We start from the raw sequence: 11,946 nt of genomic DNA on the forward strand, positions 1-11,946 counted from the left end.
TCTCACTTCGAAATAGCGGCAAGGCTTACCAGCGATAGCGCAGGCTGGCCTTGATGGAGCGCTGGTAGCCGTACCAGCACCAGGAATCGCCCGAGCACGAGGCGATGTATTCCTTGTCGAACAGGTTCTGCACGTTCAGCGCCACCTGCATGCCCTTGAGCGACGGCGACGCGCGGCCCAGGTCATAGTCCAGCATCAGGTCGAACAACGTGACCGACGGCACCTTCAGCGTGTTGGTCTCGTTGGCATACGAGGAACCGATGTAGCGCACGCCGCCGCCCACGCCCACGCCCGCCAGCGGACCTTCCTGCAACTGGTAGCGGGCCCAGGCGGACGCCTGTTGCGAAGGCACGCCCACGGGCGTCTTGCCCTTCAGGTTCAGGCCCGCGGCGTTGGGATAGCCCTTGGAGTACTCGTTGTCCATCAAGGAGTACGCAGCCACCAGCGTCAGGCCGCGCAGGGGCTCGGTCTTGGCTTCGAGCTCGATGCCCTGCGTGCGCAGTTCGCCCGCCTGGATCGAGCATCGTCCGCCGGCCGTACCGCAGATATGGGTCGGATCCGGATCGGTGGTGGTCATGTTCTCGCGGCGGATGTCGAACGCCGCAAACGACAGCAGCGTGGCGCTGCCCGGCGGCTGGTACTTGATGCCAACCTCGTACTGATTGCCCTCGATCGGCTTGAACGGCTTGTTCTGCCAGCCCGTGCCGGACTGCGGTTCGAACGATTCCGAATAGCTGAAGTACGGCGCCACGCCGTTGTCGAAGTTGTAGATCGCACCCAGGCGGCCCGTGAACTTCTCCGCATTCAGCGAGGACGGCGCGACCCGTCCGGTGGCGATCGTGGTGGTCTCACCCACGGTGCGCGACCAGTCGTAGCGTCCGCCCAGCAACACCGACAGGCGGTCGATCTTGATCTGGTCCTGGAAGTACAGGCCGGTCTGGTACTGCTTGGAGGTTGCGTCCGACGAGAACGCCGGCACCGGGATGTTCTGATGATTGTTCGGGTTCAGCACATCCAGCGCGGGCGCGGTGCCGAAGCCGGACAGCGTGTCGGTCTTGACGTGCTGGTAGTCAAAACCCAGCAACGTAGTATGGGCGAAGGGACCGGTGTTGAAGCGCGCCTGCACGTTGTTGTCCAGCACCAGCGCGCCCACGTCCACGTCGGTCGCGATCGACGCACGCTGCTGGTAGCGGTAGGTCTTGTCGGTGTAGCCGTAGTTGTTGGTCATGGCGCCGTAGATGCTGCGGTACTGCGCTTCCGCGCGCGTCCAGCGCAGGCTTTGCGAGGCCTTGATGTTGTCGTTGAAACGGTGCTCCAGCACGTAGCCCAGCGAATAGCTCTTGCGATCGCTCTTTTCGAAGTTGGCGTCGCCGTCGTAGTAGTCGGCCGGCAGGCGAATGCCGTCGGGCGCGGAAAGCAGCGTGCGCATGGCTGGCACGCTGCCGTAGGAACCCATGTCGGGATCGCGCTGGAAATTGGTCAGCACCGTCAGCGTCGTGTCGCCGCTGGGCTTCCAGGTAAAGGCCGGCGATACGAAGTAGCGGCGTTCCTTGGTGTCCTTGACCTGGCCGTCGGACATGTAGCCCGAGCCGACCAGGCGGTACAGGAACTTGCCGTCTTCATCTACCGGACCGCCGAAATCGAAGTTGGCGCGACGGTAGTCATAGTTGCCGACCTGCACCTCGACCTCGCGCAGCGTCTCTTCCAGCGGGCGCTTGCTGACCTGGTTGACCACGCCGCCCGGACCGCCCTGCCCGTACATGACGGAGGCCGGGCCCTTCAGCACGTCCACGCGCTCCAGCCGATAGGCGTCCACCTGCGGCAAGGCGTCGCGGCCGCCGAATACCCGCAGGCCGTCCAGATACGTCGACGCCGAAAAGCCGCGCACGCTGAACTGGTCCAGGCGCGTAGCAGTGGCGCCGCGCGATTCCGTGGCCACGCCCGCGGTGTAGCGCAGCACCTGGTTCAGCGTCTGCGCGCCCTGCTCCGTGATCTGCTCGCGCGTGACGACCGATACCGACTGCGGCGTTTCGATCAGCGGCGTGTCGGTCTTGGTGGCGCTGGCGCTCACCGTCGCGACATAGCCCACCGTCGTGATCGGGCTGTCGGACAAGCCGGACACGGTCACTGGCGCCAGCGTGGGCGTGTCGCCCGCGGGCGCGGCGACCTGCACCAGGGTCCAGGTATTGCCCGATTGCGCGCGCGCCTGCAGCCCGCTGCCCGACAGGATGCGGGCAAATCCCGCGCCCACCGAATAGGCGCCGTCCAGCCCGTCCGAGCGGCGTCCCCGCACCAGCGCGGGGTCGAACGACAGGACCACGCCGGCGCTGCGCGCGAACTGCGTCAGGGCATCGGCCAAGGAGCCGGCAGCGATCTGGTAGCTGCGCGGCGCATTCGCGGAGGCGGGCGCCGGCTGCGCCCAGGACTGCGGCATGCCGGCGGCAAGCCCGCCCGCGCACATGGCGGCCAGCAGGGCCATGCGGCCGGCGGACAAGGGGGCGCGCAAGCGCGGGTGAGATGAAACGGACACAAAACTCTCCCTGTACGGTGGTATCTATCCCTGCCTTCCGTACGGGATCGGAAAACCTGCAAGCCGCAGGCAAAAAAATTTGTAACGCTCACGCCTCGCGCGGACCGACCTGCAGCCAATACTGCGTATGTCGTGTCACGCGGATGGGCAAGGTGGACTCCAGCGCCTTGAGCGCACGCTCGGCGTCGTCCAGCGGAAAGACGCCCGACAGCCGCAGGCCCGCCACCGCCGGGTCCACCCGAATCATGCCCAGCCGCTGGCGCGCCAGGTATTGCGCGAAATAGTCCAGGCGCCAGTCCTTGGCCACCACCAGCCCGTCGGTCCAGGCCAGCCGGTCGGAATCGGATGCAAGACGGCCGACGTCGCCGTGTTCTGAGAATTGCAGGCGCTCCCCGGCTTCCGCATGGGTGACCGCGCCGCCGCGCAAAAGCGCCAGACTGCCTTCGTACACGCCCACGCGCGCGCCTTCGGCGGTGCGGCGCAGATCGAAGCGCGCCTGCTCGACGCGTAGCTCGCCATGCCCCGTATCCACGCGCAGCGCCGCCATGCCGGGCCGCATTTCGGCCCGCACCAGCACTTCGCCACGCAGCAGGTCCATGCCGCGGGCATCGCCCTGCACATGCAGGCGCACCGCGCTGTCGCTGTTCAAGGTGATGTGCAACCCATCCGCCACCGCTACCGCCAGCCGCTCGCCGACGCCCGTGCTGAGGTCCGCCGCCAGCCGCTGCCACGGTGTGTGGCGGTAGGCAGCCCAGCCGGTAAAAGCCGTGCCGCCGATAGCCAGCAATCCGCGCAAAACCGTGCGACGGCCGGTCGATCGGGGCGAGGACGATGCGGAGCGCGTCAGCGCACCATGCGCCAATGCCGCCGGCACGCGGCGCGCGTCCTGGCTGATGCGCTGCAAGCGGTCCCACGCGCAGCGGTGCGCGGGGTCTTGCGCCAGCCATGCCTCACAGGACTGCCGCTCCGCCGCTCCGGCCAGGCCGGATTGCAACCGCACCCACCAGGCGATCGCCTGGCCCGCCACGGGGTCCGCGGCGGGATCCGCGGCGCTAGTCATCAAAGGCCGCGTAGCACGCGGTCATGGCGCGCACCATGTATTGCTGCACCGAACTCAAGGAAACCTCGAGCCGCCGGGCGATCTCGGGATAGGTCAGCCCGTCGAGCTGCGACAGCAGGAACGCGGATCGGGCCTTGGGCGGCAGGCCGTCCAGCAGACGGTCCAGCCGCGCCAGCGATTGCAGCTGCTCGGTTTGTTCCTCGGGGGATGGCGCATAGGCCTCGGGAATGGCGGCCAGATAGGCGAGATAGGCCCGTTCCAAGGCCGCATGCCGCTGGTGGTCCACTACCAGACCCTTGGCAATGGTGGTCAGCAGCCCGCGCGCTTCGGCGGCGCGCACCGCCTTGCGGCCCTGGATCACCCGCAGGAACACGTCCTGCGCCAGGTCTTCGGCGCGGTGCTCGCAGCCCAGCCTGCGGCGCAGCCAGCCGAACAGCCAGGAGCGATGATCGCGGTACAGGCCATCGACGGGCGCGGCGGAAGGGTCGGTGCGCGCGGCCGATGCGGACAGGAGGGTGGAAGACACGTTGGAAACTGCGGTGCTGGACCAGAAGTCTCCAAATCTTAATTGATAATGACTTGTATTACCAATTTCAACCGCGATCTGCCCGGAAAATCCGGACAGATGCGGCGCGACTACAACGACACGGTGTGGCGGCGTTCCGACTCCAGGTACTCGCGCGACTGCATTTCCAGGATGCGCGAGACGGTGCGGTGGAATTCATTGGCCAGCGCGCCTTCCGTGTAGATCTCCTCGGGTTCGCATTCGGCGGACATGATGAGCTTGACGCGGTGGTCGTAGAACACGTCGATCAGCCAGGTGAAGCGGCGCGCCTCGGAAGCCTGGCGCGGTCCCATGCGGGGTACGCCCGACAGGATCACCGCGTGGAAGCGATTGGCCAATTCCAGATAATCGTTCTGCGAACGCGGCCCGCCGCAAAGCGTGGCGAAATCGAACCACACCACCGACCCGCCCAGCGCGAGCGCGCGGATCTCGCGGTGTTCGATGTGCAGCACCGGATCCTGGGGCGGCGTATCGGCCAGGCTGTCGAACGCTTCCTGCAAAGCGTTCTGGGCACGCTCGTCCAGCGGCGTGTGATAACACTGCACCTGTTCCAGCGAGCGGCGGCGGTAGTCCACGCCGGCGTCCACGTTCATGATGTCCATGCGCGCCTGGATCAGCTGGATCGCGGGCAGGATGCGGTCGCGGTGCAGGCCGTCCGGATACAGAGTCGAGGGTTCGTAGTTGGACGTCATCACGAAGGACGTGCCGTACTCGAACAGCTTGAACAGCAGCCGGTGCAGGATCATCGCGTCGGCCACGTCGGATACGTGGAACTCATCGAAGCAGATCAGGCGGTAGCGCTTGGCCACGCGCCGGGCCACCTCGTCCAGCGGATCCTGCATACCCTTCACTTCTTCGAGTTCGCGGTGCACGCCGCGCATGAATTCGTGGAAGTGCAGGCGCGTCTTGCGCACCACGGGCACGGTGGCGTAGAAAGCGTCCATCAGGAAGCTCTTGCCCCGCCCCACTCCGCCCCACAGGTACACGCCGCGCGGCACGTCGGGGCGGTTCAGCAGCTTCTTCAGCGCGTTCGAGCGCATCGACTTGAACTTGACCCATTCGTCGAAATAGCGCTGCAGCCGGTCGATCGCCTTTTTCTGGGCTTCGTCGGGCTTGTAGCCGCGTTCGGCCAGGGCGTGTTCGTAGTATTCGCGGACGTTCATGTGGGAGCAGGAAAAGCAGAATGAAAAAAGGGCGGATCCGTGAACCCGCCCCCGTCTTGCATCGGCTATGCGCGTATCAGAAGTTCAATGCGCGCTTGTCCACGGCCAATGCGGCTTCCTTCACGGCTTCCGACAGCGTCGGGTGCGCGTGGCAGATGCGGGCGATGTCTTCGGCCGCGCCACGGAATTCCATGATGGTCACGGCTTCCGAGATCAGTTCCGAGGCCATCGGGCCCACGATGTGCACGCCCAGGACCTCGTCGGTCTTGGCATCGGCGATCACCTTGGCAAAGCCGGTGGTGTCGCCCAGCGCGCGGGCGCGGCCGTTGGCCAGGAACGGGAAGCTGCCAGCCTTGTACTCGCGGCCTTCGGCCTTGAGCTGCTGTTCGGTCTTGCCGACCCAGGCGATTTCCGGCGAGGTGTAGATCACCCACGGCACGGTGTCGAAGTTGACATGGCCATGCTGGCCGGCGATGCGCTCGGCAACCGCCACGCCTTCTTCCTCGGCCTTGTGCGCCAGCATCGGACCGCGCACCACGTCGCCCACTGCCCAGACGTTCGGCAGGTTGGTCTTGCAGTCGCCGTCCACGGCGATGAAGCCGCGCTCGTCCAGCTTCAGTCCCACGGTGTCGGCGTTCAGGCCGCCGGTGTAAGGCACGCGGCCGATCGAGACGATCAGCTTGTCGACCACCAGCTTCTGCTCGGCGCCCTTGGCGTCGACGTAGGGCACGGTGACGGACTTGGCGGTCGCCTTGATCTCGCCGATCTTGACGCCCATCTGGATGTTCAGGCCTTGCTTGGTGAAGGCCTTGAGGGCTTCCTTGGCCACCTGGCCGTCAGCCGCGGCCAGGAATTCCGGCATGGCTTCCAGGATGGTGACTTCGGAACCCAGGCGGCGCCACACGCTGCCCATTTCCAGGCCGATCACGCCGGCGCCGATCACGCCCAGCGTCTTCGGCACGGCGCCGATGTTCAGCGCGCCGTCGTTGGACAGCACGACCTTTTCATCGAACGGCAGGCCGGGCAGCTCGCGCGCCGACGAACCGGTGGCGACCACGACATGCTTGGCAACCAGGTCTTCCTCGGCGGTGCCGGTGACCTTGATGGCCCAGCCGCCTTCCACCTGGCCGGCGAACGCGCCCTTGCCATGGAAGAACGTGACCTTGTTCTTCTTGAACAGGTACAGGATGCCGTCGTTGTTCTGCTTGACCACCGTGTTCTTGCGGCCGATCAGCGTGTCGAGCTTCAGGCTGACGCCCTTGACTTCGATGCCGTGCTCGGCGAAGTGGTGGTTGGCTTGTTCGTAGTGTTCGGACGATTGCAGCAGCGCCTTGGACGGGATGCAACCGACGTTGGTGCAGGTGCCGCCGGGTGCCGGGCCGCCTTGGCCGTTCTGCCAGGCGTCGATGCAAGCCACCGACATGCCGAGCTGCGCGGCGCGGATGGCGGCGATGTAGCCGCCGGGGCCCGCGCCGATGACGACGACGTCAAATTGTTTGGACATAGTGTTCTCGCGAAGAGGTATTGAGTGGAACACGCCCCGCCCTGCGGGCCGGCATGGGGCCGGCCGGGGCGCCGCAAGACCCGAAGGTCGATCGGGCGCCGGGCCGGGGCGTCGAGATTACAGGTCCAGCAACAGGCGCTGCGGATCTTCCAGAGCGTCCTTCATGGCGACCAGGCCCAGCACGGCTTCGCGGCCGTCGATGATGCGGTGGTCGTAGGACAGTGCCAGGTAGTTCATCGGGCGGATGACGATCTGGCCGTTTTCAACCACGGCGCGATCCTTGGTGGCGTGCACGCCCAGGATGGCCGATTGCGGCGGGTTGATGATCGGGGTCGACAGCATCGAGCCGAACACGCCGCCGTTGGAGATCGAGAACGTGCCGCCGGTCATTTCTTCAATGCCCAGCTTGCCGTCAGCGGCGCGGCGGCCGAAGTCGGCGATGGTCTTCTCGATGTCGGCGATCGACAGCTGGTCGGCGTTGCGCAGGATCGGCACAACCAGGCCGCGCGGGCTGCCGACAGCGATACCGATGTCGAAGTAGCCGTGGTAGATGATGTCCTTGCCGTCGATCGAGGCGTTGATCAGCGGGAACTTCTTCAGCGCGGCAACGGCGGCCTTGACGAAGAACGACATGAAGCCCAGCTTGATGCCGTGCTCTTTCTCGAACTTGTCCTTGTACTTGTTGCGCAGGTCGATGACGGCCTGCATGTTCACTTCGTTGAACGTGGTCAGGATCGCGTTTTCCTGCTGCGATTGCAGCAGGCGCTCGGCGATGCGGGCGCGCAGGCGGCTCATCGGCACGCGCTGTTCCGGACGGCCGTCCAGCGACAGCGTCGGAGGCGCGACCGGGGCGGCGGCCTTGGCCGGAGCAGCCTTGGCGGGAGCGCTGGCGGCCAGGGCGTCGCCCTTGGTCACGCGGCCGTCGCGGCCGGAGCCAGCCACGGAAGCGGCGTCGACGCCCTTCTCGGCCAGGATCTTGGCAGCGGCGGGCGAAGCCACGCCGGCGGCAGCCGACGAAGCGGGAGCGGCGGGAGCAGCAGCGGCTTGCTCGGCGGCCTTGGGCGCTTCGGCGGCGGGCGCGGCGGCGGCAACGGCGGCCTTGCCGGCGGTGTCGATGCGGGCCAGCACTTCGCCGGAGGTGACGGTGCTGCCGTCGCCCTTGACGATTTCAGCCAGCACGCCCGAGGCGGGAGCCGGCACTTCCAGCACGACCTTGTCGGTTTCGACTTCGATCAGGATTTCGTCCGCTTCAACGGCAGCGCCCGGCTGCTTCTTCCAGGTCAGCAGCGTCGCTTCGGAGACGGATTCGGAGAGTTGGGGGACGACGACGTCGGTAATAGCCATTTTGTTTGTTCCGTAAAGTTTGTGTTCTGGTCGCGCTGCGCGGCAAGCTTCGAATCGGAATTCCAGAAACCTGCGCGCGCGGCGCGTGCATCAAGCGAGTGTTACTTCGTCAACATGACCTTGAACTTGGGCGCGAAAGCCGTGTCGATCAGGGCCTTCTGCTGCTCCTGGTGCTTGGCCAGGTAGCCCACGGCCGGCGATGCCGACGCGGCGCGGCCGGCGTAACCCAGCTTCTGGCCTTCGACCATGTTCTCGTACACGTGATGCTGAACGTAGAACCAGGCGCCCTGGTTCTGCGGTTCGTCCTGAACCCAGATCACTTCGGTTGCCTTCGGGTACTTGCGCAGTTCCGTTTCGAACGACTTGTGCGCGAACGGATACAGCTGTTCGACGCGGACGATCGCAACGTTGTCGGCGCCACGCTCGCGGCGGGCATTGACCAGATCGTAGTAGACCTTGCCCGAGCAAGCCAGCACGCGCTTGACCTTGCTGGCGTCGATGGCCTCGTCGACCTCGCCGATGACCGGGCGGAAGCTGCCGCCGGCCAGATCGGTCAGGGGCGAACCGGCGTCCTTGTTGCGCAGCAGCGACTTGGGCGTGAACAGCACCAGCGGCTTGCGGAACGGACGGATCATCTGACGACGCAGCACGTGGAAGATCTGCGACGCGGAGGTCGGCTGGACCACTTGCATGTTGTTGTCGGCGCACAGCTGCAGGAAGCGCTCGATGCGGCCCGACGAGTGCTCGGGACCCTGGCCTTCGTAGCCGTGCGGCAGCATCAGGGTCAGGCCCGACTGGCGGCCCCACTTGGCTTCGCCGGAGCTGATGAACTGGTCGATCACGACCTGGGCGCCGTTGACGAAGTCGCCGAACTGGCCTTCCCAGATGGTCAGCGTGTTGGGTTCGGCGCTGGAGTAGCCGTATTCAAAGCCCAGCACCGCCTCTTCGGACAGCACGGAGTCGATGACGGTGAACGGAGCCTGGCCTTCCGAGACGTTTTGCAGCGGAATGTAGGTGCCGTCGTTCCAGCGTTCGCGGTTCTGGTCGTGCAGCACGGCGTGGCGGTGCGTGAACGTGCCGCGGCCCGAGTCCTGGCCGGTGATGCGGATGGCGTAGCCCGAGGACACCAGGGTCGCGAAGGCGAGGTGTTCGCCCATGCCCCAGTCCAGGTTCATTTCGCCCTTGGCCATGGTGCGGCGGTCGTTCAGCAGCTTGGCGACCAGCGGGTGCACCGTGAAGCCTTCCGGCACGGTGGTGATGCGTTCGCCGATGCGCTTGAGTTCGGCCAGCGGCACGGCGGTGTCGGCCTGGTCGGTCCACTTGGCGCCCAGGAACGGCGACCAGTCGATGGCGTACTTGCTCTTGTAGTCGGTCAGCACCGGCTCGATGGTGCGCTGGCCGTCTTCCATCAGCTGGCGGTAGTCCTTGACGAGCTGATCGGCTTCGCCTTCGGCCAGCACGCCTTGCGTGGTCAGCTTGTCGGCGTACAGCTTGCGCGTGCCGGGGTGATGGCCGATGCGCTTGTACATCAGGGGCTGCGTCAGCGACGGGGTGTCTTGCTCGTTGTGGCCCAGCTTGCGGAAGCAGACGATGTCCACGACGACGTCGTGGCGGAACTGCAGGCGGTAGTCCAGAGCCAGCTTGGTGACGAACACGACGGCTTCGGGATCGTCGCCGTTGACGTGGAACACCGGCGCTTCGATCATCTTGACCACGTCGGTGCAATACAGCGTCGAGCGCGAATCGCGCGGGTCGGACGTGGTGAAGCCGATCTGGTTGTTGATGACGATGTGCAGCGTGCCGCCCGTGCCGTAGCCGCGGGTCTGGGCCAGGTTCAGGGTTTCCATGACCACGCCCTGGCCGGCGAAGGCCGCGTCGCCGTGCACCAGCACCGGCAGGACTTGCTTGCCTTCGGCGTCGCCGCGGCGTTCCTGGCGGGCGCGTGCGCTGCCTTCGACCACGGGGTTGACGATTTCCAGGTGCGACGGGTTGAACGCGAGCGACAGGTGGACCGGGCCGCCACGGGTGGACAGGTCGCTGGAGAAGCCGTTGTGGTACTTCACGTCGCCGTCGGTCAGGCCTTCGGCGTGCTTGCCTTCGAACTCGGCGAACAGGTCGCCGGGCATCTTGCCCATGATGTTCACGAGCAGGTTCAGGCGGCCGCGGTGGGCCATGCCGACCACGATTTCCTGGACGCCGTTTTCACCGGCGTGGTTCACCACTTCGTCCATCGAGGCGATGAAGCTTTCGCCGCCTTCCAGCGAGAAGCGCTTCTGGCCGACGTACTTGGTGTGCAGGAAGCGCTCGAGGCCTTCGGACTCGGTCAGCTGCTGCAGGATGTGGCGCTTTTCTTCGGCCGAGTAGGCCGGCGCGCCCAGGGTGGCTTCCAGGCGTTCCTGGATCCAGCGCTTGGCGGCGGGGTCGGAGATGTGCGTGAATTCGGCACCGATGCTGCGGCAGTAGGTGTCGCGCAGCGCCTTCAGGATGTCGCGCAGCGTCATGGTGCTGGCGGTCGTGAAGTAGGTGTTGGTGGCCGAGTAGGTCTGGTCCAGATCGGCTTCGGTCAGGCCGTAGAAGGCCGGATCGAGTTCGGGGATCGGGGGACGTTCCTGGCGCTTGAGCGGATCCAGGTCGGCCCAGCGCGAACCCAGGGAGCGGTAGGCCGCGATCAGCGACTGCACCGAAACCTGCTTGCTGGCCACGGTCAGATCGGGTTCGGCCGCGCGTTGCACGAAGGCATTGGCCTTGGCGCGTTGGGCGAACGATTCGACGATGGGAGCGTGGGCCTGGTCGCGGGTGGATTCCTGGCCGTCGGTGGCGGGAGCGTGTTGCAGCTGGTCGAAGTATTCGCGCCAGTTGTCAGGTACCGAACCGGGATTGTCGAGGTAGGCTTCGTAAAGCTCCTCAACATAAGGGGCGTTACCCCCAAAGAGATAAGACGTGGATAGAGATTCTATTTCCGAAGACATATCGCTTCACCTTTACGAGTGCTTCACTCGACACGATGCAGGAAAACCTTCCGCGACACGGGCTTCCCGTTAAGCGGATAGCAGGGGCAGAAGGCGCGTACAAGCCTTAAAAGCCGTATGGGATAAGAGTATAGCCCTTTGAGTTTAAGGACGTCTTCTTGCGTTTGCGTGACGCAAAAGCGCATTCGGAATGCCGTCATGCAGCATTGGAATGTCCAGGCAACCCCTTCCATTGCGCCGTCTACTCGCATTCAATTTCCGGCAATCCAAAATGCCGCGCCGCATCATTTTCACTGGCAAAAATTGCAGTGTTGCGCATTAGCCTCGTTCATACGGGCAATTCGGTGGTCGACAGGATCTCTTTCAGGACGAAAAAGGTGCGGATCTGGCGTACGCCGGGCAGCTTGATGATCTCGCCCGCATGCAGCTTGTTAAAGCGTTCCAGGTCGCGGATGCGCAGCATCAGGAAGTAGTCGAACTCGCCTGCCACCAGGTGGCATTCCAGGCAGCCGCTGATGCCGCGCGCCGCGGCTTCGAAATCCGTGAAGGACTCCGGTGTGGAGCGGTCCAGCACCACGCCCACGATGACCAGGGTGGCCATGTCCACCTCTGCCGGTTCCAGCAGGGCGACGGTCTTGCGGATGACTCCCTCGCTCTTGAGCTTTTCCACGCGGCGCAGGCAGGCGGCCGGGCTCAGGTGGACGCGCGCGCTCAGTTCCAGGTTGGTGATCTGGGCGTCCTGCTGCAGCACGCGCAGGATGTGGCGATCGATGCGGTCCAGGTCAGAATTCGTCGGCATTTGATGCGTCCC

General features: G+C 65.4%; 8 protein-coding genes. All 8 read right to left on the reverse strand.

The genetic code is table 11. The annotated features are described in order from the left end of the window. Positions 1-25: 25 nt before the first annotated feature. The 8 genes from IAG39_RS23355 to IAG39_RS23390 all read right to left on the reverse strand — a co-directional run bounded on the left by IAG39_RS23355 (position 26) and on the right by IAG39_RS23390 (position 11,934). The gene (locus tag IAG39_RS23355; RefSeq protein ID WP_165867930.1) at positions 26-2,479 is read right to left on the reverse strand and encodes a TonB-dependent siderophore receptor; all 2,454 of its coding nucleotides are present in this window, start codon (positions 2,477-2,479) and stop codon (positions 26-28) included. A gap of 139 nt (positions 2,480-2,618) precedes the next feature. Further along, complete coding sequence (locus IAG39_RS23360) at positions 2,619-3,590, reverse strand: FecR domain-containing protein (RefSeq protein WP_118933988.1); 972 nt, start codon at positions 3,588-3,590, stop codon at positions 2,619-2,621. Continuing rightward, complete coding sequence (locus tag IAG39_RS23365; protein ID WP_118933989.1) at positions 3,583-4,116, reverse strand: sigma-70 family RNA polymerase sigma factor; 534 nt, start codon at positions 4,114-4,116, stop codon at positions 3,583-3,585. The genes IAG39_RS23360 and IAG39_RS23365 overlap by 8 nt, the downstream gene beginning before the upstream one ends. 110 nt (positions 4,117-4,226) lie before the next feature. Continuing rightward, positions 4,227-5,318 carry a cell division protein ZapE gene (zapE, locus tag IAG39_RS23370; RefSeq protein ID WP_059374633.1) on the reverse strand — a complete coding sequence of 364 codons (1,092 nt, stop codon included), beginning with the start codon at positions 5,316-5,318 and terminating at the stop codon, positions 4,227-4,229. 76 nt (positions 5,319-5,394) lie between these two features. Further along, positions 5,395-6,822: a dihydrolipoyl dehydrogenase gene (lpdA, locus tag IAG39_RS23375; RefSeq protein WP_059374636.1), complete on the reverse strand. Its 1,428-nt coding sequence runs from the start codon at positions 6,820-6,822 to the stop codon at positions 5,395-5,397. A gap of 117 nt (positions 6,823-6,939) precedes the next feature. Continuing rightward, on the reverse strand, positions 6,940-8,166 hold the full coding sequence (odhB, locus tag IAG39_RS23380) for a 2-oxoglutarate dehydrogenase complex dihydrolipoyllysine-residue succinyltransferase (RefSeq protein ID WP_059374638.1): 1,227 nt from the start codon (positions 8,164-8,166) through the stop codon (positions 6,940-6,942). Positions 8,167-8,267: 101 nt separating this feature from the next. Then, the gene (locus IAG39_RS23385) at positions 8,268-11,135 is read right to left on the reverse strand and encodes a 2-oxoglutarate dehydrogenase E1 component (protein WP_118933990.1); all 2,868 of its coding nucleotides are present in this window, start codon (positions 11,133-11,135) and stop codon (positions 8,268-8,270) included. Positions 11,136-11,463: 328 nt separating this feature from the next. Beyond that, the gene (locus tag IAG39_RS23390) at positions 11,464-11,934 is read right to left on the reverse strand and encodes an Lrp/AsnC family transcriptional regulator (RefSeq protein WP_059374642.1); all 471 of its coding nucleotides are present in this window, start codon (positions 11,932-11,934) and stop codon (positions 11,464-11,466) included. Positions 11,935-11,946 lie beyond the last annotated feature (12 nt).

Origin of the sequence: Achromobacter xylosoxidans (assembly GCF_014490035.1) — a bacterium.
Lineage (GTDB): Bacteria > Pseudomonadota > Gammaproteobacteria > Burkholderiales > Burkholderiaceae_B > Achromobacter > Achromobacter bronchisepticus_A.